Annotated in this window: 25 protein-coding genes; 10 read left to right on the top strand and 15 right to left on the bottom strand. The window is 72.2% G+C overall.

Annotated features, from left to right (window positions below; all coding sequences use genetic code 11):
* Window positions 1-32: 32 nt before the first annotated feature.
* Complete coding sequence (locus tag ABZV77_RS27245) at window positions 33-323, bottom strand: hypothetical protein (RefSeq protein ID WP_356261962.1); 291 nt, start codon at window positions 321-323, stop codon at window positions 33-35.
* A gap of 123 nt (window positions 324-446) precedes the next feature.
* On the opposite strand from ABZV77_RS27245, the gene ABZV77_RS27240 reads away from it, so the two are divergent.
* Window positions 447-1,043 carry a TetR family transcriptional regulator C-terminal domain-containing protein gene (locus tag ABZV77_RS27240; protein ID WP_356261960.1) on the top strand — a complete coding sequence of 199 codons (597 nt, stop codon included), beginning with the start codon at window positions 447-449 and terminating at the stop codon, window positions 1,041-1,043.
* 130 nt (window positions 1,044-1,173) lie between these two features.
* A complete protein-coding gene (locus tag ABZV77_RS27235) occupies window positions 1,174-1,803 on the top strand; it encodes a LysE family transporter (RefSeq protein ID WP_356261957.1) in 630 nt (209 codons plus the stop codon).
* Here the strand turns inward: ABZV77_RS27235 and ABZV77_RS27230 are convergent.
* Window positions 1,766-2,671: an aminoglycoside phosphotransferase family protein gene (locus ABZV77_RS27230; protein ID WP_356262694.1), complete on the bottom strand. Its 906-nt coding sequence runs from the start codon at window positions 2,669-2,671 to the stop codon at window positions 1,766-1,768. The two genes, ABZV77_RS27235 and ABZV77_RS27230, sit on opposite strands and share 38 nt — an antisense overlap.
* 130 nt (window positions 2,672-2,801) lie before the next feature.
* Between ABZV77_RS27230 and ABZV77_RS27225 the strand changes: the two genes are divergently transcribed.
* Complete coding sequence (locus ABZV77_RS27225; protein ID WP_356261955.1) at window positions 2,802-3,389, top strand: GNAT family N-acetyltransferase; 588 nt, start codon at window positions 2,802-2,804, stop codon at window positions 3,387-3,389.
* A 13-nt stretch (window positions 3,390-3,402) separates the two neighbouring features.
* Here the strand turns inward: ABZV77_RS27225 and ABZV77_RS27220 are convergent, their stop codons facing one another.
* Window positions 3,403-4,383: a LysR substrate-binding domain-containing protein gene (locus ABZV77_RS27220; protein ID WP_356261952.1), complete on the bottom strand. Its 981-nt coding sequence runs from the start codon at window positions 4,381-4,383 to the stop codon at window positions 3,403-3,405.
* 58 nt (window positions 4,384-4,441) lie between these two features.
* On the opposite strand from ABZV77_RS27220, the gene ABZV77_RS27215 reads away from it, so the two are divergent.
* Together ABZV77_RS27215 and ABZV77_RS27210 are read left to right on the top strand one after the other, a co-directional pair.
* Window positions 4,442-5,260 (top strand): NAD(P)-dependent oxidoreductase, encoded by an 819-nt coding sequence (locus tag ABZV77_RS27215; protein ID WP_356261950.1) that lies wholly within the window; start codon window positions 4,442-4,444, stop codon window positions 5,258-5,260.
* Window positions 5,261-5,276: 16 nt separating this feature from the next.
* Window positions 5,277-5,687 (top strand): RidA family protein, encoded by a 411-nt coding sequence (locus ABZV77_RS27210; RefSeq protein WP_356261947.1) that lies wholly within the window; start codon window positions 5,277-5,279, stop codon window positions 5,685-5,687.
* Here the strand turns inward: ABZV77_RS27210 and ABZV77_RS27205 are convergent.
* A complete protein-coding gene (locus ABZV77_RS27205; RefSeq protein WP_356261945.1) occupies window positions 5,595-6,227 on the bottom strand; it encodes a TetR/AcrR family transcriptional regulator in 633 nt (210 codons plus the stop codon). The two genes, ABZV77_RS27210 and ABZV77_RS27205, sit on opposite strands and share 93 nt — an antisense overlap.
* Before the next feature lie 168 nt (window positions 6,228-6,395).
* Between ABZV77_RS27205 and ABZV77_RS27200 the strand changes: the two genes are divergently transcribed.
* Window positions 6,396-8,882 (top strand): glycoside hydrolase family 3 C-terminal domain-containing protein, encoded by a 2,487-nt coding sequence (locus ABZV77_RS27200; protein ID WP_356261943.1) that lies wholly within the window; start codon window positions 6,396-6,398, stop codon window positions 8,880-8,882.
* 18 nt (window positions 8,883-8,900) lie between these two features.
* Here ABZV77_RS27200 and ABZV77_RS27195 read toward each other — a convergent pair whose 3' ends face one another.
* Window positions 8,901-9,890: an aldose epimerase family protein gene (locus ABZV77_RS27195; protein WP_356261940.1), complete on the bottom strand. Its 990-nt coding sequence runs from the start codon at window positions 9,888-9,890 to the stop codon at window positions 8,901-8,903.
* Between the two features lie 24 nt (window positions 9,891-9,914).
* Window positions 9,915-10,826 carry an SGNH/GDSL hydrolase family protein gene (locus tag ABZV77_RS27190; RefSeq protein WP_356261938.1) on the bottom strand — a complete coding sequence of 304 codons (912 nt, stop codon included), beginning with the start codon at window positions 10,824-10,826 and terminating at the stop codon, window positions 9,915-9,917.
* 342 nt (window positions 10,827-11,168) lie between these two features.
* On the opposite strand from ABZV77_RS27190, the gene ABZV77_RS27185 reads away from it, so the two are divergent.
* Complete coding sequence (locus ABZV77_RS27185) at window positions 11,169-11,663, top strand: DUF3145 domain-containing protein (RefSeq protein ID WP_356261936.1); 495 nt, start codon at window positions 11,169-11,171, stop codon at window positions 11,661-11,663.
* Between the two features lie 79 nt (window positions 11,664-11,742).
* On the opposite strand, the gene fabF is transcribed toward ABZV77_RS27185, so the two are convergent.
* The 5 genes from fabF to ABZV77_RS27160 all read right to left on the bottom strand — a co-directional run bounded on the left by fabF (window position 11,743) and on the right by ABZV77_RS27160 (window position 16,677).
* The gene (gene fabF / locus ABZV77_RS27180; RefSeq protein WP_356261933.1) at window positions 11,743-13,005 is read right to left on the bottom strand and encodes a beta-ketoacyl-ACP synthase II; all 1,263 of its coding nucleotides are present in this window, start codon (window positions 13,003-13,005) and stop codon (window positions 11,743-11,745) included.
* A gap of 71 nt (window positions 13,006-13,076) precedes the next feature.
* The gene (locus ABZV77_RS27175; protein ID WP_016642582.1) at window positions 13,077-13,325 is read right to left on the bottom strand and encodes an acyl carrier protein; all 249 of its coding nucleotides are present in this window, start codon (window positions 13,323-13,325) and stop codon (window positions 13,077-13,079) included.
* A gap of 98 nt (window positions 13,326-13,423) precedes the next feature.
* The gene (locus ABZV77_RS27170) at window positions 13,424-14,428 is read right to left on the bottom strand and encodes a ketoacyl-ACP synthase III (protein WP_356261929.1); all 1,005 of its coding nucleotides are present in this window, start codon (window positions 14,426-14,428) and stop codon (window positions 13,424-13,426) included.
* Between the two features lie 28 nt (window positions 14,429-14,456).
* Window positions 14,457-15,368: an ACP S-malonyltransferase gene (locus ABZV77_RS27165; protein WP_356261926.1), complete on the bottom strand. Its 912-nt coding sequence runs from the start codon at window positions 15,366-15,368 to the stop codon at window positions 14,457-14,459.
* A 100-nt stretch (window positions 15,369-15,468) separates the two neighbouring features.
* Window positions 15,469-16,677: a helix-turn-helix domain-containing protein gene (locus ABZV77_RS27160; RefSeq protein ID WP_356261923.1), complete on the bottom strand. Its 1,209-nt coding sequence runs from the start codon at window positions 16,675-16,677 to the stop codon at window positions 15,469-15,471.
* Window positions 16,678-16,747: 70 nt separating this feature from the next.
* Between ABZV77_RS27160 and ABZV77_RS27155 the strand changes: the two genes are divergently transcribed.
* Entirely contained in the window at window positions 16,748-17,410 is a 663-nt protein-coding gene (locus ABZV77_RS27155; protein WP_356261920.1) for a pirin family protein, read from the top strand.
* 73 nt (window positions 17,411-17,483) lie between these two features.
* Here ABZV77_RS27155 and ABZV77_RS27150 read toward each other — a convergent pair whose 3' ends face one another.
* Window positions 17,484-18,305 (bottom strand): serine hydrolase domain-containing protein, encoded by an 822-nt coding sequence (locus ABZV77_RS27150; RefSeq protein ID WP_356261917.1) that lies wholly within the window; start codon window positions 18,303-18,305, stop codon window positions 17,484-17,486.
* A gap of 19 nt (window positions 18,306-18,324) precedes the next feature.
* Window positions 18,325-18,807 carry a GNAT family N-acetyltransferase gene (locus ABZV77_RS27145; RefSeq protein ID WP_356261914.1) on the bottom strand — a complete coding sequence of 161 codons (483 nt, stop codon included), beginning with the start codon at window positions 18,805-18,807 and terminating at the stop codon, window positions 18,325-18,327.
* Window positions 18,808-18,901: 94 nt separating this feature from the next.
* Between ABZV77_RS27145 and ABZV77_RS27140 the strand changes: the two genes are divergently transcribed.
* Window positions 18,902-19,363, top strand: a complete 462-nt coding sequence (locus ABZV77_RS27140) for a MerR family transcriptional regulator (RefSeq protein WP_356261911.1) — start codon at window positions 18,902-18,904, stop codon at window positions 19,361-19,363.
* 3 nt (window positions 19,364-19,366) lie between these two features.
* Entirely contained in the window at window positions 19,367-20,383 is a 1,017-nt protein-coding gene (locus ABZV77_RS27135; protein ID WP_356261908.1) for an aldo/keto reductase, read from the top strand.
* Window positions 20,384-20,616: 233 nt separating this feature from the next.
* Here ABZV77_RS27135 and ABZV77_RS27130 read toward each other — a convergent pair whose 3' ends face one another.
* Entirely contained in the window at window positions 20,617-21,897 is a 1,281-nt protein-coding gene (locus ABZV77_RS27130) for an acyltransferase (protein WP_356261905.1), read from the bottom strand.
* Window positions 21,894-23,057, bottom strand: a complete 1,164-nt coding sequence (locus ABZV77_RS27125; RefSeq protein ID WP_356261903.1) for an alpha/beta hydrolase — start codon at window positions 23,055-23,057, stop codon at window positions 21,894-21,896. The genes ABZV77_RS27130 and ABZV77_RS27125 overlap by 4 nt, the downstream gene beginning before the upstream one ends.
* Window positions 23,058-23,083: the final 26 nt, after the last annotated feature.

Below are 23,083 nucleotides of genomic sequence, written 5' to 3'. Positions count from 1 at the left end.
CGCGGGACGGGACGGTCGAGCGCTACGGCTCGCTACTTCGCGTTGCGCAGCATCCGGGCGCGGGCCGCCGCGGCGAGCAGCGCGCAGCCGACCGCGCCGACCACCAGATCCACCCAGGCGGGCGCCCCTGCCTCCCGCAGCACGGCGGAGACCCCGAACGAGGTGTCCCACCCCGACTCGGTGATCGCGGAGCCGAAGCCCTGCACGAGCAGGATGGCGCCGAAGAGAGCAAGAAGCCCGCCGGAGGACTTCTTGGCCTTGGCCTTGGGCGGGGTCTGGCCCTGGTTCTGAGCCTGGTGCTGAGCTGGAGTCCGGCCGGTCATGCGTATCTCATCTCCCCGATTGCGAGGCCTTGCGGGCGTCACATTTTTCCGATGCGGTCGCATCAGATCATGCCCGCCAACGGGATATGATGCAACCGCATCGAATAGGAAGGCGCCCCCAACATGCCCAAGCAGGTCGACTACGAGGACCGGCGGAGCCGTATCGCCGAAGCGGTCTGCCTGCTGATCGCCCGCTCCGGGATGGAGTCCGTCAGCCTGCGGGACGTGGCCACGGAGGCCGGGGTGTCGATGGGGGCGGTGCAGCGCTGCTTCCGTACGAAGGACGAGATGCTGCTCTTCGCCCTGGAGGGCATCTCGGAACGGATCGGGGACCGGGCGAAGGCCCGCATCGAGGCGTCGGACGCCCCGGAGTCGGCCGTGACGCTGCTGGACCGGACCCTGTCCGCGCTCGCGCTCGTCGAGCCCGAGGACAGGACGGAGGCGCAGGTCTGGGGGGCGTTCGTCGCGCATGCGGCGGTGAGCGAGGAGTTGGCGGGGGTGCTGCGGGACACGTACGCCAAGCTCTACGAACTCCTCGTCTGGCTCCTCGAATACGGCCGCACCACGGGCGAGCTGCGCCCCGACCTGGACGCACCGACGGAGGCCCGCATCCTGGTGGCCCTGACGGACGGCCTCACGGCGGAGGTCTTGGTGGGGCATCTTGCGCCGGAGGCGGCGCGGGGGGTGTTGAGAGGGTATGCGGAGAGGCTGACGGCATAGCCCCTACTCCCACTGCGCGTTGCGGGGCAAACGGGTGGGCGGGTGGGAAAACTCCGCCGCGAAGCGGCGGTTCAGAGCTCCTACCCAGCGGGACGCCGCAGGGCAACGGACAGGCTCGTAGGCTCAACACATGAGCGCGATAATGATCGCGGGCCTGCTGGCCGGTTACGGCATAGCGATGCCAGTGGGCGCCATAGGCGCCTACCTCGTGGCGCTCACCGCGCGGACGACCCTCAAGACAGGCGCCTGCGCCGCACTGGGCGTGGCGACCGCCGACGGACTCTACGCACTGGTGGCCGCACTAGGCGGCGCCTCGCTCACCGACGTGGTCGAGCCGGTCATGGCGCCGCTGCGCTGGGCCTCGGTCCTGGTGCTCGTCGCGATGGCGGCACGCGGCGCGGTGACGGCGGTCCGCGCGTACCGCGGACGTGCCGCCGCCACCGTCAGGACCGGCACCGCCGTCGGCCCCGCCCGCGCGTACGCGGCCCTGCTGGGCCTCACCCTCCTGAACCCCGCCACCGTCATCTACTTCGCCGCGCTCGTCCTCGGCAGTCCGGCCACGGCATCGCTGACGCGCACGGCGCAGGCGGTGTTCGCGCTGGCCGCCTTCGTGGCGTCCGCGAGCTGGCAACTGCTCCTGGCGGGCGGCGGCGCGCTGTTGGGCAGGGCCCTCACGGGCCGCAGGGGCCGACTGGCCACCGCGCTGGCGTCGAGCGCGCTGATCACGGGCTTGGCGGCCCACTTGCTGCTGAGCGCCTGACGAGCCGCCCGATCACGCGCCGCGCGGTGTCGGCCATCACGGGGTTCGTCTCCTGGTAGTACGAGAGTTCCATGAGGGCGATCGTGAGCGCCCAGCCCTGCCCGCGCGCCCACATGTCGTCGTCGACGGCCGGTCCGAGGGCGGTACGGAAGACGGGGCGGGCCGCGGCGTCCATCAGGTACCACGCGGCGATCAGGTCGACGGCGGGATCGGCCGTACCCATGCACTCGAAGTCGATGACGGCACCGAGCCGCCCCTCGTGGACCAGCACGTTCCCCGGCTGGAGGTCCCCGTGCACCCAGACGCCGGGACCCTGCCACGGAGCGGCGCGCAGCGAGGCGTCCCACACCTCCGTGACGGCGTCGGCGTCGACGACCCCGCGCAGCCCGGCGATGACCTCGCGCGTGGCGGAGTCGCGCGACGCCAGGGGATCGCCGCGGTAGGAGGCGGGGGCGCCGGTCGGGTCGACCTCGCGCAGGGCGGTGATGAACTCGGCCATGTCCTTGGCGAACAGGGCGGGTTCGGCGAGCGGCCGCCCCGCGACGGGCGTCTCGCCGTCGAGCCACCGGAAGACGGACCACGGGTACGGGTAGCCCTCGCCGGGGCCGCCCATGCCGAGCGGCGCGGGTACGGGTACGGGGAGCGCCGCCGCAAGGCCGCGCAGCCACCGGTGCTCCCGCTCGACGTCCTCGACGGAGCCGGACCGCCTCGGCAGCCGCACCACCATGTCCGCGCCGAGCCGGTACATCGCGTTGGACGTCCCCGCGGAGTCCACGCGCTCCACGGGCAGCCCGGCCCATGCCGGGAACTGGTCCTCGACCAGCCGACGGACCAGCGCCTCGTCGATGTCGGCCTCGTCGGCGTGCATCTTCCCCGTACCCACATGTCTCCCTCGTCCGCCGGGCCCGAAGTCCGAACCCCGGGCCCGGACGGTATCCGCTTCCGTAAGGTCGGTCGAACAGAATTCGGTGCACCTCTCAGGAAGAAGCCACATCCGAATGACCACGGCCGTGAACCTGACCGTCGAACCAGCCCCCGGCAGACCGGGGTTGACGCTCCGCCCCTGGACCGCCCGCGACGTCCCCGCCCTCCTCGCGGCCTACCGCGACCCGCATCTGCGCCGCTGGCTCCTGCTGCGTCTGGAGAGCGCGGCGGACGCGCATCGCTGGGTCGAGGAGCAGCACGAGGCGTGGGCCGCGGGCACCTGGTTCAGCTTCGCGGTGCTCGAAACCGGCGCGGATACCGGTACCGATACCGTTACCGACCACCCCGTGGGCAACGTCGTGCTCAAGGTGGAGCCCGACAGCTCGCGCCCCGGCGCCGCCTCGGAAGTCGGCTACTGGACCGACCCCGGGGCCCGGGGCAGGGGCGTGGCCCCGCGCGCCCTCGAAGCCGTCTCCCGCTGGGCGTTCGCCTCCCTGACCCTGTCGGTGCCCGGCCGCCTCGAACTCCTCCACGCCGCCGCCAACGAGGCCTCCTGCCGCGTCGCCCAGAAGTCCGGGTACGCCCTCCACTCCGTACTGCCGCCCTTCCCGCCCGACTATCCAGGTGAAGGCCACCTGCACGTCCGCGTGGACAAGCCTTAGGGCCCCCGGGGCCCTAGCCGTCGCGCGCCCCCAACCCCCGCGCCGCCCCCCGAAGCGCCCCCAGGAACGGCCGTACCGCGGGCGCCGGTACGCGGCCCCGCGCCGTCGCCGCGTACACCGCGCGCGGGGGCACGCCCTCGTCCCGTACCGGCACCAGCACGATGTCCGGCCGCACCCCCTCCGCCGCCAGCGCGGGGACGAGGGCCACGCCGAGCCCGGCCGCCACGTACCCCTGCTTCGCCGTCCACTCCGCGACGACGTGCGCGACACGCGGCCGGAAGCCGTGCCGCAGCGCCGGGTCGAGCAGGGAGCCCTCGATGCGGGAGCTGCCGGAGATCCAGTCCTCCGCGGCGAGTCGGTGGAGCCGCAGCCCGGGCTCGCCCGCCAGCGCGTGTCCCGCGGGCAGCGCGACGTAGAGCGTCTCGTCGAGCAGGTGGTGCAGCTCGTACGCCTCGCCGGGGCCGGGCGGGCGCGGCAGGGTGCCGCCCGTCGCCGACACCACCGCCAGATCGAGCTCACCCTCCGCGAGCCGGGACAGGAGCGCGGGTGTCAGGCCCTCCTCGCGGGTGAGGGTCACCCCGGGGTGCCGGGAGCGGAAGGCGGCGATGGCCCGCGGCACGAGCCCCGCGTCCGCCGTCGCGAACGCCCCGACCCGCAGCAGCCCGCCCGCCGCGTCCCGAAGGGCCGCCAACTCCCGCCCCATGGAGCCCAGTCGGGCCAGCAGCTTCTCCGCGTGCGGCAGCAGCGCCCGGCCCTGCGCCGTCGGCCGCACCCCGCGCGGCAGCCGGTCGAAGAGCGGCGCCCCGCCGAGCGCCGCCTCCAGTGCGGCGATCTGCCGCGACACGGCGGACTGCGTCCACCCGAGCTCCCGCGCGGCCACCGTGAACGACCCGTGCCGGGCCACGTCCAGGAAGGTCCGGAGCCAGCCGGTCGACAGCTCGGGCGGGGCGCTGTCGGAGCCGTGGGGGCGGTGTGCGGCATGCGGGTTCGGCATGGGTCGCATGCTAGACATTCGCTTGTCGCATCGCGTGGCCGGGCCTAGCGTCGGACGCATGGAAAAGATCGCATTCCTCGGCCTGGGACACATGGGCGAGCCGATGGCCCGTCACCTGCTGGCGGCCGGGCATCCCTTGAGCGTCTGGAACCGCACCCCCGAGAAGGCCGACGCCCTCGTCGCGGAGGGGGCCACGGCCGCCGCGAGCCCCGCCGACGCCGTGCGCGAGGCCGACGTCGTCATCACGATGCTCGCCGGGCCCGCCGCCGTGCGGGGTGTTGCGGACGCCGTGGTCCCCGAGCTGCGCCCCGGCGCGTACTGGGTGGAGATGTCGACCGTCGGGCCTGAAGTGGTACGGGAGTTGGCGGGCCGCGTCCCGGACGGCGTGACCCTCGTCGATGCCCCCGTCATGGGCAGCACGGACAAGGCCGCCGCGGGGCGGCTCGGCATCCTGGCGGGCGGCGACGCGGCGGGCGTGGAGCACGTCCTCGCCCGCTTCGGTCCGGTCACCCGCACCGGCGCCCTCGGCTCCGGGGCCGCGCTCAAGCTCGTCGTCAACACCGCCGTCATCGGCGGCGTGGCCCTGGTCGCCGAGGCGATGAAGCTCGCCGACGCGCTCGGCCTGGACGAGGACACCGCCAAGGGAGCCCTCGCCGCGGGTCCGCTCGGCGGCGCCGTCGCCCGCGCCTTCGCCACCGACGTGCACTTCGGCAGCGACCTCGCCGTCAAGGACGTCTCCCTCGCGACGGAGGTGACGCAACTGCCCGCCATGGAGGCTGTGTTGGGTCACTTCCAGGCGGCCGCCGCCGATCCCGGCATCGTCCACGAGGACGTCGCCCGCGCCGTCACCCACATCCGCGCCCGCCGCGACAGCTGAGGAGCACAGAACAGACATGCAGATATCCATCGACAACCCCGCCGGAGCCCCACAGCCCTTCGGCCCCTACTCGCAGGTCGCCCGCGTCGAACACGCCGACGGGGGCGTCCTGTTGTACGTCTCCGGCCAGTGCGCGGAAGGGGACGGCATGGCCGCCCAGTCCCGCGGTGTCTTCGAGGCCCTGAAGCTGCTGCTCGCGGCGCACGGCGCGGGGCTCGACGACATCATCAACATCCGTACGTATCTGACGGACATGGACGGCTTCGCCGATTACGCCGCCGTGCGCAAGGAGTTCCTCACCGGGACCCCGCCCACCAGCACCACCGTCGCGGTCTCACGGCTCGTCCCGCCGCGGGCGCTGGTCGAGGTCGAAGTCGTCGCCGCCGTCGGCGCCGGGGGAACTGTCGCCGGGGGAGCCGCCCAGTAGCCGCAGGAAGTCCCTGAACGCCCCCGGCATGTCCACCGCGTCGGGGGCGAGCAGCCACTGGTACTGCAGGCCGTCCATCGCCGCCACCATCAGTGGCGCGGCGGCCTCCGGGGTGAGCCCGCCCGGTAGCCGGTCGCCGTACTCGGCGCGCAGCACCTCCGTGAAGTTCTCGCGCACCGCCTCGTACCGCTTCGTGAAGAAGGCGCGGGCGGGGTGCCCGTCCGTGACGCTCTCGCCGAGCAGGGCGGAGAAGGTCTGCACGATGCCGGGGCGCATCGCGTTGTACTCGACCAGCGAGCCGAGCAGATCCAGGCGCCACTCGCCGCGCGGCACCGCGTCCCACTGGTCGCGCGCCTCCAGGACGGCGACCAGCAGGGCCTCCTTGGTGGGGAAGTAGTGCAGCAGGCCCTGCTGGGTGAGCCCGACCCGCTCGGCGACCGCCCCGAGGCTCGCGCCCCGGTAGCCGCGCTCGGCGATCACCTCGAACGCCGCCCGGAGGATCTCCGCGCGCCGCTCCTCGCTCCTGGCCCTGGCCGCCATGGCCCGCACCCCTTCCCTACGTCCTCGCTCGGAGGACCGTACGACATCTTCGAACACAGACCGCAGATAACGACAGAGTAACGAAACCTACCTCTCTACAGGTAGCCGATGCACGATGGGAGGACCGGCGCGGAACGCACGAGACGGACGGAACGAGGAGGCACCGCCATGGCGGAGACCCAGCCCACCGGGCAGCGGCAGGACGAGGAGCAGGAGCAGGCGCGCGAGGCGGCCGTCGAGGCTGCCCTCGGCAAGCTCGATCTCGACGCCAAGGCCCGCCTCCTGGGCGGCCGGAACATGTGGGCCCTGCACGCCCTGCCGGAGATCGGCCTCCGGTCCCTCGTGATGTCCGACGGCCCGGTCGGCGTGCGCGGCGTCCGCTGGACCGCCGACGACCCGTCCGTCGCGCTGCCGTCCCCCACCGCGCTCGCCGCCACCTGGGACCAGGACCTGGCCCGCCGCGCCGGTGTCCTGCTCGCACAGGAGGCCCGCCGCAAGGGCGTGCACGTCCTGCTCGCCCCCACCGTCAACCTCCACCGCTCCCCGCTGGGCGGCCGCCACTTCGAGGCGTACAGCGAGGACCCGTACCTGACCGGAGTCATCGGCACCGGCTACGTGCGGGGCGTGCAGTCCGGCGGCGTCGGCACGACCGTCAAGCACTTCGTCGCCAACGACGCCGAGACCGACCGCTTCACCGTCGACAACAAGGTGCCCCCGCGCGCCCTGCGCGAGCTGTACCTGGCGCCCTTCGAAGCGATCGTCGCCAACGCCCACCCGTGGGGCATTATGACCGCGTACAACCAGGTCAACGGCGTGACCATGACCGAGCACCGCCACCTCGTCGGCGAGGTCCTGCGCGGCGAATGGGCCTTCGACGGCTTCAACGTCTCCGACTGGATGGCCGCCCGCTCCACCACCGGAGACATCGAGGGCGGCCTCGACGTCGCCATGCCGGGACCGAAGACCGTCTACGGCGAGCCGCTCGCCGCCGCCGTCCGCGCGGGCGAGGTCGCCGAGGAGACCGTCGACGCGGCCGTCCGCAACGTCCTGCGCCTCGCCGCCCGCGTCGGCGTCCTCGATGGCGCCGAGCCGGTCGTCGCCCCGCGGGACCTCCCGGCGCGGACCGACGGCGAGGCCCTGGCCCGCGAGATCGCCCGCCGCGCCTTCGTCCTCGTGCGCAACGAGAACCGTGCCCTCCCGCTGAGCCCCGACGGCAGCGGTGCGGGCGCGGGCACCGTCGCCCTCATCGGCGCCGCAGCCCGCGACGCCCGCATCCTCGGCGGCGGCTCCGCCACCGTCTTCCCCGCCCACGTCGTCTCCCCGCTCGACGGCCTGACCGCCGCCCTGCCCGAGGGCGCGCTCACGTACGCCGTCGGCGCCGACCCCAGCGACGAACTCGCCGCGGCCGACAAGGGGTTCGCGCTCCGCGCGATCTGCCGCGACGCCACGGGCGCCGTCCTCGGCGAGGGCAGCCTCCCCTCCGGGCACGTCCAGTGGATCGGCGACGACCTGCCCGAGGGCGTCACCCACGAGACCCTGGCGGCCGTCGACGTGGTCGGCACCTTCACCCCGCGCGAGAGCGGCGAGCACGTCTTCGGCACGAGCGGCCTCGGCGGCTTCACCCTCACCGTCGGCGGCGAGACCCTGTACGACGGCGTCCAGGGGATGGGCTCCGCGTCCGATCCCTTCGAGGCGTTCTTCGGCTCGCCCGTCGAGCGCGGCAGGGTGCGGCTCACCGCAGGTGAACCCGTCGAGATCAGCATGCGCCACCCGCTCAGCAAGGACGTCGAGGCCCCGCTGCAGGGCGTCGTGTTCTCCCTCGTCCACCTCGGCCCGCGGCGCGACCCCGACGAACTGATCGCCGAGGCCGTCGAGGCCGCCCGCGCCGCCGACACCGCCGTCGTGGTCGTCGGCACCACCGAACGCGTCGAGTCCGAGGGCTTCGACCGCCGCGACCTGCGGCTGCCGGGCCGCCAGGACGACCTGGTCCGCGCCGTGGCCGCCGCCAACCCGAAGACCGTGGTCGTCGTCAACTCCGGCTCACCGGTGGAGCTGCCCTGGCGCGCCGATGTCGCGGCCGTCCTGCTCGGCTGGTTCCCCGGCCAGGAGGGCGGCGCGGCCCTCGCCGACGTGCTGCTGGGCGCCGAGGAGCCCGGTGGCCGCCTCCCCACCACCTGGGGCGACCTGGCCGCGGCCCCCGTCACCGAAGTCACGCCCGAAGAGGGCGAACTCGCCTACGCCGAGGGTGTGTTCATCGGCTACCGCGCCTGGGAGAAGGCGGGCGCCACGCCCTCCTACGCCTTCGGGCACGGCCTCGGCTACACCGACTGGACGTACGAGTCGCTGACCGTCGAGGGCGCGACGGCCACGATCCGCGTCCGCAACACCGGGGACCGCACGGGCCGCGAGGTCGTCCAGGTCTATCTGGCCCCCGCCACCGGCGACCCCGGCCGTCCGGCCCGCTGGCTGGCCGGGTTCGCGAGCACGGTGGCGGCGCCGGGCGAGACGGCCGAGGTGACCGTGGAACTCCCGCGCAGGGCCTTCGAGACCTGGGACGAGGGCACGGACTCCTGGACGTACCGGAGCGGCACGTACGAGGTCCAGGCGGGCCGCTCGGTGGCCGACCGACGGCTGACCGAGACGCTCATCGCCTGAGGGGTCCGGGGGACCGCGCTAGCGCGAGGAGAAGCCGTACACCGTCTCCGAGGCGTACACCCCGCCCGGCCGCAGCTCCGTCACCGGGAACCGCGGCCGGTTCGGGGAGTCGGGGAAGTGCTGCGTCTCCAGCGCGATCCCGCCGCCCGGCGCGAACGGCAGATCCGGCGCGAAGTGGTCCGCCGTGTAGAGCTGCAACCCCGGCTCCGTCGTCGAGACGGTCAGCACCCGGCCGGAGCCGGGGTCGCTCAGCTCGGCCACCTCGACCGGCTCCGCGGTGACCCCCTTGTCGAGCACGTAGTTGTGGTCGAAGCCGGGGCCGACCTCGCGTGCCGCGCGGAAGTCGCACCGCGTCCCCGCCACGTCCGCGTACTCCCCGGTGGGAATCCCGTCACCGTCCACCGGGGTGGTGCGGGAGGCGGCGATCCGCACCTCGTGCCCGAGCGCGGTCCCGGTGCTCGCCCCCGCGAGGTTCCAGTACGTGTGGTTGGTGAGGTTCACGACGGTCGGCGCGTCCGTCGTCGCCTCGTACGCGATCCGCAGCGCCCCCGCCTCGTCCAGCGCGTACGTCGCCGAGACCGCGAGCCGCCCGGGGTAGCCCTCCTCGCCGTCGGGGGAGACCCGCGAGAGCCGCACCCCGTGTTCGTCGGCGGGCTCCGCGTCCCAGACGTGCTTGTCGAAGCCGCGCGCGCCGCCGTGCAGCGCGTTGGGCCCGTTGTTGCGCGCGAGGCGGTACGCACGCCCGTCGACCTCGAAGGAGCCGCCCGCGATCCGGTTCGCGTACCGCCCCACCAGCGCCCCGAAGTAGGGCCCCGGATGCGCCAGATACCCCGCAAGCTCCTCGAACCCCAGCGCCACCGAAGCGACCCGCCCGGAGCGGTCGGGCACGTGCGTCGACTGCACGATCCCGCCGTACGTCAGGACGCGTACCCGCACCCCGGCCCGCTCCAGCGTCCAGCGGTGGACGGGACTGCCGTCGGGAAGCGTCCCGAAGAGTTCACTACGCATGATCGAGACCCTACGCGGCCCCCGTCACGCCACGGGCTTCCTCGACGTCACCTGCCGGTAGGCGATCTCGGCGAGCCGCGACTGGCCGTTCTTGCTGGGGTGGAACCAGTCCCAGTGGCTCAACTGGTCGCCGTCGAAGCGGTAGTCGAAGACCGCCCCGCCGTCGTAACGGCAGCGCCGGTCCTTGCCGCACACGTCCTGGAGGACCTTGTTGTACGCGATCACGCGGTCCTGCACCGAGTCGCGCCGCTGTGTCGCCGCGGAGTTCAGGTCGTCGGGGTCGGCCAGCATGGACGAGCAGATGCCCAGCTTCCACACCTGCTTGCCCAGCGGATTGGTCCGCCCCTGGGACCAGAGCCGCTTCAGGTCCGGCACCGACGCCACGTACACCTGTGCCTTCGGCAGCTCGCGGCGCAGGGTGCGCAGCGCCTGCTCGAAGTCGGCGCGGAACTCGCCGACCGGCGTCATCGCGGCGGCCGACGAACGGCACGCGTCATTGGCGCCCGTCATCACCGTCACCAGCTCGGGACGCTCCGCGGCGGCCGCCTCGATCTGCCCGCTCAGATCCTCCATACGGGCGCCGGTCTTCGCGTGGTTCCAACTGTGCGAGGCGGCCCGCGCCTTCCCGAGCAGCCGCGTCGCCAGGCTGTCGACCTCGGTGTCGGTGCCGGTCGCCCAGGACACCTCGGGGCAGTCGGAGAGCACCGAGCAGGCGTCGAAGCCGCGCGTGATGGAGTCGCCGACCGCGGCCAGCGAGCGGGGCGAGGTGTCCCAGGCGGGAGTTGGCTTCGGGGACGGCTTGCCGTGGGCGGACTCGCCGCCCGGTGCCCCCGAGTTCCCGCCCTGCGCGTCGCAGGCGGTGAGCGCACCGCCGCAGAGAAGGGCCGCCGTCGCGAGGGCGACGACGGCGTGTGAGCGACGCCTGCGGTTCCGCATCCCTGCTCCCCTCAGTCGTTCAACGTGACGTCGTGCGTGTGCCCAAGGTTGCGCCCCGCCGGGTGAAAGGTCGGAGTTTCCTGGCCTTTGGACCGACGGTACGTCACACTCCTTGCGCCGCCGCACGGTAGCCTCGGGCCCGTAGCCGCCGGGCCACTGCTGTCACGGCAGCGACAGGGCGGGTGGTCCACCCGGTGACGCCTCGCTCTTGTGGTTCCGCTAAATTACATCACGTCACATCTGTCCCCTTTTCCCAGGTTTATCTAGTATTTGGGGAAAACTGCTCGGCACGGGCGCGAGGCCGCTGGGGAAGGCGAACCTCGACCCACACTGGAGGTCCCGGTGACGACACGTGGAGTTCTGTATGTGCACTCCGCTCCGCGCGCGCTGTGCCCACACGTCGAGTGGGCTGTCGCGGGCGTGCTCGGTGCGCGTGTGAGCCTCGACTGGATCAGGCAGCCCGCGGCGCCGGGCACCTGGAGATCCGAATTCTCCTGGCAGGGCTCGGTGGGCACCGCCTCCAAGCTCGCCTCCGCCCTGCGCGGCTGGGATCTGCTGCGCTTCGAAGTCACGGCGGAGCCCTGCGCAAGCGCCGAGGGCGAGCGCTACAGCGCCACGCCCGAGCTCGGCATCTATCACGCCGTCACCGGCATCCACGGTGACATCCTCATCCCCGAGGACCGGCTCCGCGCCGCGCTGGCCCGCTCGCAGCGCGGCGAGAGCGATCTGGCGGCCGAGCTCGCCAAGCTCCTCGGCAAGCCCTGGGACGACGAACTCGAACCGTTCCGGTACGCGGGCGAGGGCGCGCCCGTGCGCTGGCTGCACCAAGTGGTCTGAGAGCCTGTCTCACGCGAAGGGGCCCCACCGATCGGTGGGGCCCCTTCGCGTACGTACCGCAGGCTCAGCCGCGGCAGGCTCAGACGGTCCGGAACGCCAGGACGACGTTGTGGCCGCCGAAGCCGAACGAGTCGTTCAGCGCCGCGATCCTGCCCTCGGGCAGCGGGCGGGCCTCGCCGCGGACGATGTCCGCGTCGACCTCGGGGTCGAGGTTCTCGAGGTTGATCGTCGGCGGGGCGACGCGGTTCTTCAGCGCGAGGACCGTGGCCACGGTCTCCACGCCGCCCGCGCCACCGAGCAGGTGACCGGTCATCGACTTGGTGCTGGAGATCGCCATGTGGTCGACGTCGTCGCCGAACGCCTTGCGCAGCGCCTTGATCTCCGCGACGTCACCCTGCGGCGTCGAGGTCGCGTGCGCGTTCACGTGCGCCACCTCGGCGGGCTTGAGGTCCGTCGTGTCGAGCAGGTTCTGCAGCGCCGCGGCGATGCCGTTGCCGGACGGCTCGGGCTGCGTGATGTGGTGGGCGTCGGCCGAGATGCCCTGGCCGATGGCCTCCGCGTAGATCTTCGCGCCGCGGGCCTTGGCGTGCTCCTCGGACTCCAGGACGACGACACCGGCACCCTCGCCGAGCACGAAGCCGTTGCGGGAGGCGTCGTAGGGACGCGAGGCGCCCTGCGGATTGTCGTTGTCCTTGGACATCGCCATCATGTTGCCGAACGCGACGATCGGCAGCGGGTGGATCGCCGCCTCCGTGCCGCCCGCGACGACGACGTCGGCACGGCCGGTGCGGATCATCTCGATCGCGTAGCCGATGGCCTCGGCGCCCGAGGCGCAGGCCGACACCGGCGTGTGGACGCCCGCGTGGGCGCCCAGCTCGATGCCGACGTTGGCCGCCGGGGAGTTGGGCATCAGCATCGGCACGGTGTGCGGGGAGACGCGGCGTACGCCCTTCTCCTTGAGCACGTCGTACTGGTCCAGAAGCGTGGTCACGCCGCCGATGCCGGAGGCGATGACCGCGCCGAGACGGTGCGGGTCCACCGAGGTGTCCTCGCCCGCCTTGGCGGTGTATCCGGCGTCCGCCCAGGCCTCCTTGGCCGCGATCAGCGCGAACTGCGCCGAACGGTCCAGCTTGCGGGCCTGCGGGCGGGGGATGACCTCGCCCGGCTCCACGGCGATCTGACCGGCGATGCGGACGGGCAGCTCGGCTGCCCAGTCCTGCTCCAGCGCGCTGACGCCGGAGCGGCCCGCGAGCAGGCCCTCCCACGTCGACGCTGCGTCGCCACCCAGCGGTGTGGTTGCGCCGATACCGGTGACGACCACGGTGCGATTGGTCGAGTTCACAGGAAAATTCTCCACGGTGTTGAGGGGATCAGCGGCGCCACCGCCGGGTGGCGACAGAGCAACGGGCTGGGTCAGCCCTGGTGCTCGAGGATGTACTTGGTCGCGTCGCCGACCGTCTTGAGGTTCTTGACGTCGTCGTCCGGGATCTTCACGTCGAAGCGCTCTTCGGCGGCGACGACGACCTCGACCATGGACAGCGAGTCGACGTCCAGGTCGTCGGTGAAGGACTTGTCCAGCTGGACGTCCTCGACCGGGATGCCGGCGATCTCGTTGACGATCTCCGCGAGACCGGCGACGATCTCTTCCTGAGTGGCGGCCATGTTGGCGCTCCTTCTTATGTATCCAGAGGGTGTGGCGCCCGCCGCGGCAGCGGCAGGTTGGTTTCAGCGGTACGGATCGGATGATCCGGACGTGATGCCTAGGGGAGGGTAACGACCGTGGCGGCGTACACGAGACCCGCCCCGAAGCCGATGACGAGGGCAGTGTCGCCGCTCTTCGCCTCCCCGGTCGCCAGGAGCCGCTCCATCGCGAGCGGGATCGAGGCGGCCGAGGTGTTGCCGGTGGTGCGCACATCACGGGCGACCGTGACGTGTTCCGGCAGTTTCAGAGTCTTCACCATCGAGTCGATGATCCGCTCGTTGGCCTGGTGCGGAATGAAGACATCCAGGTCGTCCGCGGTGATTCCGGCCGCGTCCAGCGCCTGCTGGGCGACCTTCGCCATCTCGAACACGGCCCAGCGGAACACCGCCTGACCCTCCTGCGTGATGGCAGGGTACTTGGCAGGCGCACCGCCGTTGCGGTACACGTCCCAGGGCTCGGTCTGCTTGATCGTCTCGGACTTGTCGCCCTCCGAGCCCCAGACCGTCGGGCCGATCATCGGCTCCTTGGCGGGGCCCACGATCACGGCGCCCGCGCCGTCACCGAAGAGGAACGCCGTCGCGCGGTCGTGCAGGTCGGTGAGGTCGCTCAGCCGCTCCACGCCGATCACCAGGACGTACTCGGCGGAACCCTCGACGACCATGCCCTTGGCGAGCGTGAGGCCGTAACCGAATCCGGCGCAGCCCGCGGAGATGTCGAACGCGGCGGGCTTGCCCGCGCCGATCTTGTCCGCGATCTCGGTCGCGATGGCCGGGGTCTGCTTGAAGTGCGAGACGGTGGAGACGATCACGGCTCCGACCTGCTCGGGCGTGATGCCGGCGTCGGCGATCGCCTTGCCCGAGGCCTCGACGGACATCGCGGCCACGGTCTCCTCGTCGGAGGCCCAGTGGCGGGTCGCGATGCCGGAGCGGGAACGGATCCATTCGTCGGACGAGTCGATCGTCTCGAGGATGACCTCGTTCGGCACGACACGGGTGGGACGGTAGCCGCCGACGCCCATGATCCGCGCGTACGGATGGCCCTGGCTGGCCTTGATCTTCGTCATGCGCTACGGCTCCTTGTCTGTCGTCGGCTCAGGAATGCTCGGCGACGAGCGCGCGGGCCGCGTCGAGGTCATCGGGGGTCTTCACCGCGAGCGTCTTGACGCCGGGCAGGGCACGCTTGGCCAGACCGGTCAGGGTACCGCCGGGGCACACCTCGACCAGCGCCGTCACGCCGAGCTCCTTGAAGGTCTCCATGCACAGGTCCCAGCGGACCGGGTTGGCGACCTGGCCGACCAGCCGGGAGATCACGTCGGCGCCGGTGGTGACCGTCCTGCCGTCGCGGTTCGAGACGTAGGTCAAGCGCGGGTCGGCGACGGCGAGGTCCGTGGCGGCCTCCTCCAGCACGGTCACCGCGGGCGCCATGTGCTCGGTGTGGAACGCGCCCGCGACCTTGAGGGCGACGACCTTGCGGACGCCCTCGGGCTTGTCCTCCTGCAGCGCCGCGAGCTGCTCCAGGGTGCCTGCGGCAACGATCTGGCCGGCGCCGTTCACGTTCGCCGGGGTCAGCCCGAGCTTCTCCAGGTGCGGGACGGTGACGTCGGGGTCGCCGCCGAGCAGCGCGGCCATGCCGGTCTCGGTGACGGCGGCGGCGTCGGCCATGGCGAGCCCGCGCTTGCGTACGAGGCGCAGCGCGTCGTCTTCGCCGAGCACACCGGCGTACGCGGCCGCGGTGATCTCGCCGACGCTGTGCCCGGCGACGGCGCCCGGCGTGATGTCACCGAGTGCCGCGGCGGAGAGCAGACCGGCGGCCACGAGCAGCGGCTGGGCCACGGCCGTGTCACGGATCGCGTCCGCGTCGGCCTGGGTGCCGTAGTGGGCGAGGTCGAGCCCGATGGCGTCCGACCAGGCGGCGATGCGGTCGGCAGCACCGGGGAGGTCGAGCCAGGGGGTCAGGAAGCCGGGCGTCTGAGCGCCTTGGCCGGGAGCGACGAGTACGAGCACTCTTACACTCTCTCTTGTGGACGGTGGGAGCCGCCCGTGGGGACAGGGACGAAGAACAGCTGGGGGATTTGTAGGGGGCCGACAAACCCGCGGGCAAACCCTACGACTGGGGATCGGCGTCGGCCAGACGTCCCAGGATCAGCGCGATACGCAGCGTGAAAGCGGAGCGCACATCGGAAGGCGACCAACCGGTGACGTCAGTCACACGTCGGAGCCGGTAGCGCACGGTGTTCGGGTGCACGAAGAGCATTCTGGCCGCGCCTTCGAGGCTGCTGGCCTGTTCCAGATAGACGCTGAGCGTCTCCAGGAGCGCGGAGCCCGCTTCCTCCAGTGGTCTGTAGATCTCCTCCACCAACTGCTCGCGCGCCGCCGGATCCCCTGCCATCGCGCGTTCCGGCAGCAGATCGTCCGCGAGGACGGGCCTCGGGGCGTCCTGCCAGGCGGCGGAGGCCTTGAGCCCGGCGGCCGCGGCCTGCGCGGAACGGGTCGCGGCGAGCAGGTCGGGGACGATCGGTCCGGCCACCACGGGGCCCGCGGCATACGGCCCGATGAGGGACTTCGCCACATGCAGCGGATTGTCGTTGCCGCCCGCGATGACGACCAGGCGGTCACCGAGGACACCCGTAAGGACCTGCAGCTTCGCGTGCCGGGCGGCGCGGCGGATGGCCTCCACCGTGAGCTCGCTGTCGCCGTCGGGGGCCGTGCCGAGGACCACGCAGACGTGCTCGGGGGAGTTCCACCCGAGTGCGGCGGCGCGCGAGACGGCTCCCTCGTCGGCCTCTCCGGACAGCACCGCGTTCACGACGAGCGACTCAAGACGGGCGTCCCAGGCACCGCGTGCCTCGGCGGCCTGTGCGTACACCTGTGCGGTGGCGAAGGCGATCTCGCGTGCGTAGACGAGCAGTGCCTCCCGCAGCACCGACTCGTCACCAGGGGCGGCGACCTCGTCGATCGCCGACTCCATGACCTCGATCGTCGTACGCACCATCTCCACGGTCTGGCGCAGGGTGATCGCCCTGGTCAGTTCGCGGGGTGCGGTGCCGAAGACGTCGGTGGAGATGGCCTGGGGGGCGTCCGGGTGCCGGAACCACTCGGTGAACGCGGCGATACCGGCCTGGGCGACCAGACCGATCCAGGAGCGGTTCTCCGGCGGCATCGCCCGGTACCAGGACAGCGTCTCGTCCATGCGCGCGATGGCCTGCGCCGCGAGGCTCCCGGACGACTTCTCCAGACGCTTCAGGGTCGCGGCATGGGCGTGGGCGGACCGGCGGGCGTCCTGATGGGCTTCGTTCGCTGAAGGTTCGGGCACGGGACAAGACTGCCTTATCGGGGCGGGGACGTGCGGTGCCGGGGCCAGGACCTGTCCTACCGTGGGGGGCGTGATTGATGTACGGCGCTCCGGCGACCGGTACCGCGGCGGGGAGACCGCGGCCGGTATCGAGTCCTCCCACGCCTTCTCCTTCGGACCCCACTACGACCCCGACAACCTCCGCTTCGGCGCGGTCCTGGCCTGCAACGAAGAGCGCCTCGCGCCCGGCGCGGGCTTCGACGAGCACCCGCACAGCCACACGGAGATCGTGACCTGGGTCGTCGAGGGCGAGCTCACCCACCGCGACTCGACGGGCCATGCGTCACTGGTCCGCCCCGGCGATGTCCAGCACCTCTCCGCGGCGGGCGGTGTCCGCCATGTGGAACGCAACGACGGCTCGGACCCCCTCGTCTTCGTCCAGATGTGGCTGGCCCCCCTCTCACCGGGCGGTGACCCGTCCTACGAGGTGGTCCGCGGAATCGCCGACTCGACGCCGTACGCCGTGCCCGGCGCGGGCGCCCTCCTCCACGTAAGACGCCTGACGACGGGGGAACGACTGGCAGTCCCGGACGCGCCGTTCGTGTACGTCCACGTGGTGCACGGCGAACTGTCGCTGGCCGACGACCGACTGGGCCCGGGCGACTCCGCCCGCATCAGCGGGGAATCGGCCCTGGAAGGGCTGGCGTCGGACGCCACGGAACTACTGATCTGGGAAATGACGAGCGCCCTTTAGTCGCCTGGCCGCATAGCCGCCTGGCTGGCCAGCCGCCCAGCCGCCCAGCCGCCGTCAGGCACGGTCGGGTCGGTCACCCGTGGAGCTCGGCGAGCACCGCGTCGGTGAACGGGGGCCACACCTCCGCGGCCCACGGCCCGAAGGGCCGGTCGGCGAGCGCGACGCAGGCCGCCCGCGCATCGGGGTCGATCCACAGGAACGTCCCCGCCTGCCCGAAGTGCCCGAACGTCCGCGGCGACGACGAACTCCCCGTCCAGTGCGGCGCCTTGGAGTCCCGGATCTCGAACCCGAGCCCCCAGTCGTTGGGGTTCTGGTGCCCGTACCCGGGAAGCACGCCCTTCAGCCCCGGGTACGTCACGGTCATCGCCGCGGCCACGGTCCGCGCGTCCAGCAGCCGGGGCGCCTGCACCTCCGCCGCGAACCGCACCAGGTCGTCGACCGTCGACACCCCGTCCTTGGCGGGCGACAGCTCGCCCTCCAGCGTGGTGGCCGTCATCCCCAGCGGCACGAGAACCGCCTGCCGCAGATACTCCTCGAAAGGAATGTCCGTCGCCTTGGCGATGTGATCCCCCAGCACCTCGAACCCAGCGTTCGAGTACAGCCGCCGCGTCCCCGGCTCCGACGTCACCCGGTGCTCGTCGAACGCGAGCCCGCTGGTGTGTGCGAGCAGATGCCGCACCGTCGACCCCTCGGGCCCCGCGGGCTCGTCGAGCTCGATCGCCCCCTCCTCGTACGCGACGAGCGCGGCGTACGCCGCGAGGGGCTTGGTGACCGAGGCGAGTGCGAAACGCCGGTCCGTGGGGCCGTGCGTCCCCGCGACGGTGCCGTCCGCACGGACGACGGCCGCGGCAGCGGTGGGGACCGGCCAGTTCTCGATCAACGCCAGGCTCTGCATGCCCCCGAGCCTAAGCGCCCTACAGGTTCAGCCGCATCGAGGGGTCGGCCTTGCGCACGAAGCCGAGCGAGGCGTAGAGCGGCTCCGCCTCCGCCGACGCATTGAGGTCCACGCTGCCCGCCCCGCGCTCACGGAACCAGTCGAGCAGCACCTCCATCGCCGCCCGCGCATACCCCTTGCGCCGCTGGTCCGGGTCGGTGGCGACGCTGAACACGCAGCCGACCGTGCCGTGCGGATTGCCCGCCCGCCCGATCCGGTATTCGAGCGTCCCGACGACCAGCGCCGCGAGCCCTTCCGGCCGCTCCGGATGATTGACGACGAACGCCGCGAAGCTTCCCTCGGGCTCCGCGAGCCGACGCCGTACGGTCGTCAGGGACTCGGCATGCCAACCGGTGTCGGACGCGCCCCCGGAGCCCGCGGCAAAGACAGAGTCGATCATCACCTGCCTCAGCCTGATCAGTTCGGCGGCATCCTCTGGCGTGGCACGACGTACGAGACTCATGCCGGGACCGTAGTGACCAGGGGGTGAGACGTCTCCTGAATTTCCTCCGGATCCGCTTGCTTGGAGTGCACTCCAAGGTCCTAGCGTGAGGGGCATGACGGTGATGGAGACCAGGACCGACGCGAGCGGGACCGCTGTCCGCGCGCCCGGACCGGCCGAGCCCCCGAGCCCGGACGGTCAGGACCACTACACGATCAGCGAAGTCGCCGCCCACACCGGTCTCTCCGCCTACACCCTGCGGTGGTACGAACGGATCGGCCTGATGCCGCACATCGACCGCTCCCACACGGGCCAGCGCCGCTACCGCAACCGCGACCTGAACTGGCTGGCCCTCGTCGGCAAACTGCGCCTGACCGGGATGCCCGTGGCGGACATGGTCCGCTACGCGGAACTGGTCCGCGAGGGCCAGCACACCTTCCCCGAGCGCCAGGAACTCCTGGAGCAGACCCGACGCGACGTCCGCACCCGCATCGCGGAGCTGCAGGACACCCTCGCCGTCCTGGACTACAAGATCGAAAACTATGCATGCGCCCGTACGGCGTCGGAGAGGCCCTGACTGATGACGGACAAGGCAATGGCGAAGGTGCGGCTCGGCACGGGCGGCCCAGAAGTCGGCGTCCAGGGTCTGGGCTGCATGGGCATGAGTTTCGCCTACGGCCCCACGGACACCGACCAGGCCAGGGCCACCCTGGACCGCGCCCTGGAACTGGGCGTCACCCTCTACGACACCGCCGACGTCTACGGCATGGGCGAGAACGAGAAATTCCTGGCTCCCTTCATCAAGGCCCACCGCGACGAGATCGTCCTCGCCACCAAGTTCGCCCTGGCCATCGACCCGGCGGAGCCGACGAAGCGGCGCATCGACAACAGCCCCGCGTACATCCGCTCCAGCGTCGACGCCAGCCTCCGCCGCCTGGGCACGGACGTCATCGACCTCTACTACATGCACCGCCGCGACCCGAACGTCCCCATCGAGGAGACGGTCGGCGTGCTGGCCGAGCTCGTCGCCGCGGGCAAGGTCAAGCACGTCGGCCTGAGCGAAGTCACCGGCGGCGAACTGCGTGCCGCGCATGCCGTCCATCCCATCGCCGCCGTCCAGTCGGAGTGGTCCCTCTTCAGCCGCGACATCGAGCAGGGCGTCGTCCCCGCGGCCGCCGAACTGGGCGTGGCCCTCGTGCCCTACTCCCCGCTCGGCCGCGGTTTCCTCACCGGCTCCTTCGTCAGCGCCGACAAGGAACTCGGCGAGGACGACTTCCGTCGCCAGCAGCCCCGCTTCACCGGCGCCAACGCCACCGCCAACGCCGCCCTCCTGGCCCCCGTCCGCTCCGTCGCCGAAGCCCACGGAGCCAGCCTCGGCCAGGTCGCTCTGGCCTGGGTCCAGCAGCAGGCCGACGCCCACGGCCTGCCCGTCGTCCCGATCCCCGGCACCCGCAGGCCCACCCGGGTCGAGGAGAACACCGCGGCCACCCGCATCACCCTCACCGACAACGACCTCGCCGCTCTGTCCCCGATCGCCGCGGCCGTCGCGGGTGACCGCTACGCCGACATGACCTCCACTTCGGCGGGCCGCGAGTAGTAACGGTCTCGGTGGGCCGGGTTGTGGGCTGAGCTGTGGGCCGGGTTGTGGGCTGAGCTGTGGGCCGGGCTGTGGGCTGAGCGCCTGCGTGGCGGCTTGTGTGGGCGCCTGCGTGGGTGGTCGGGGCTGGGGTCGAGGCCAGGGCATCCGCGTGGGTGACCCGGAAGGCTGCCAGATCGCTGACGCGACCCCCGCACTCACGCCAGCCCCCACACTCACGCCAGCCCCCGCACTCACGCCAGCCCCAGGGCGAAGACCGCGAAGCCTGCTGCCAGGAGCCCGGCGAGTGCGCGCCGCGCGCTCGACGCCCGCGTCCACGGGGCCTCGAACCCGCGCGCGTACCGGCCTATCAAGATCAGCAGCCCCGCGAAGACCGGAAGCCAGGCGACGCGCCCCGCCATCCAGCCGAACGTGTCGGGGCTGGTGGTCAGGCCGGGCACCCCGCCGAGGAACGAGCCGGGCACCGCCGCCGTGAGCAGCGCGGTCTGGTGCCAGCACAGGATCGTCATCGCGGAGAGGTTGATGACGACGACCGGAGCCCACAGAGTCGGCCTGCGCAGCAGCCTGCCGATGCGGTCCCGCAGGAGGATCGCCGCGCCGCTCTGCGCCGCGGCGAGGGCGAGGACCAGGAGCGACGGCGGATGCGAGTTGGTGCGGGCCTCGCCGGGGACGCCGACCATCGACGCCGGGTAGTGGAAGAGGAGGAGCAGCGCGGCGAAGAGCGCGGTACCGCCCACCAGGAGCAGCCACGCACCGTGCTTCCCCAGCCTCTTCTCGCCCCAGCAGACGCCCAGTTGATAGGCAAACAGCCAGCCCGGCAGCAGGTTCAACAGGCTCAGCCAGGAGGGCATCGCCTCCGCATACGGGCCGTAGCGCAGGAAGTCGACGACGGCCACCGACCCGAGCAGCGGCACCGCGGCCCAGACCTTCAACCGCTCCGCCGCGCGGATGCACCACGGGGTGAGGGCCGTGATCACCGCATAGACGCCCACGAACCACAGTGGCTGTATGACCAGCGTGGAGGCGGTGCGCAGGGTCGCACCGGGCACTCCCAGCGCGTACAGCGTCGGGATCAGTGCGGCCCACACGGCGGTCACGCCGAGGACCGGTCGGCCGAGCCGGGCGAGCCGCCCCCGCAGCCAGCCGCCCGTCGACTCGCCTCGCGCTCTCGCCCGGCGGTACGACAGCGTGGAGGCATAGCCGCCCACCAGGAAGAAGATGCCCAGCATCTGCAGCACCCAGCTGACCGGGGCGAGGAAGCCGAACGAGGCGAGCGGGCTGGTGTTGTGCAGGGCGCCGTCGGAGTCGAGGGTGAATCCGCCGAGGAGCCAGTGCCCGGTCGGGACGGCGAGCAGGGCGAGGGCGCGCAGCCCGTCTATCGCCCGGTCACGGTGGGCGGGGGTCTTGGCGTCGATGGCGGACGCGGTGCCGCGCAGCGCGCTCAGGGGGCGCGGTGTGTTCGGGGCGCGTCGTGTGGTCGGGGCGAGTCGTGTGTTCGGGGCGGGAAGGCTCATGTCCGTGCTCCGGTGGGAGTGGTGCCGTCGGGGGAGGCTTCTCCGTCGGCGATGAGGGCGAAGGCGCGCAGGGAGTCCGTGCCGGGGGCGAAGTAGCCGGTGTGGCCCTTGGCCTGCTCGGCCGGGACGCGGTGGGCGCCGAAGCCGGGGCCGGTCGGGTCCTCGCCGTGGCCGAGGCCGAACAGCTCGACGCTCGGCACGTTGTCGATCCAGTCGCTGGCGTCCTTGGCGGCCCAGACGCGTGCGGTGGTGTGCAGGTCGGTGACGCTGTCGGCGCGCATTCCCGGGGAGCCGAACACCACGAGGTCAGACGCGGGCAGCCGTGGTGCGGCGAGGCCGCACACCACCGAGCCGTAGCTGTGACAGAACACGGCGGGCCGCGGGGCGCCGACGGCCGTCAGGCCTCGGGCGAAGCGGGCGAGGCGTGGCGCACCGGCCTCGGCCAGTCGGCCCGTGGCGGCGTCGGGGCCGAGGCCGACCGGGGTGGTGTACCCGACCCAGGCGACCACGGCGGTGCGGGCGTCCGCTGCCGCGCGCAGAGAGTGGCCCATCCCCGCCGGTGTGCCGTACTTGTCGTTGCTGCGGTCGAAGGTGCTGAGGTCGATGTCGGAGCCCGGCACGACGACTGAGACATGCTTGGCAGCGGTCAAGTCGCCGTACACTTCCGCGATTTGTCCGCGGCCGCGCGGGTCGAACGCCAGTATCTGGCGTCCGGGGGACAGCAGTTCCTCGTAGCGCACAACCAGGGAGCGGGCCCGCTCGTGGTCCTGAAGGGTGAGGTCGGGGTCGGTCGCGCGGGTGCGCTCGCGGGCGCGCTCGGATTTCAGATAGCGGGCGTTGGCCTCGTAGCGGAGAGGGACGGGGGCGCCGTCCAGGTTTCCGACGACGGACGGGTGACGTGCGACCAGTCGCTGCCGCTGAGCGGGGCTCAACGAGTCGAAGAACGCAGCGATCCGGGCGGGGGAAGCGGTCGCCGGGTCGGGCAGCCGCATGTCCAGCGAATGGTCCGCCCGCCAGGAACTCGTGCCGGGCGGCGGGCCCGTGAGCGGCTGCTGTTCATTGCCGATGGCCCAGCCCGCCGTGCCCACCATGATGGTCGTCATGAGTGAGGCGGCGACGAGCGCCCTCTTGCTCCGTGCTTTCCAGGACCGAAGCCGCATGGCCTCTCTCCCTCCCCGCTTCGTGG

The sequence above is a fragment of the Streptomyces sp. NPDC004732 genome (assembly GCF_040609235.1).
Taxonomy (GTDB): domain Bacteria; phylum Actinomycetota; class Actinomycetes; order Streptomycetales; family Streptomycetaceae; genus Streptomyces.
Note: the sequence above shows the minus strand (reverse complement) of the source record. Positions and strands in the feature narration are given on the sequence as shown.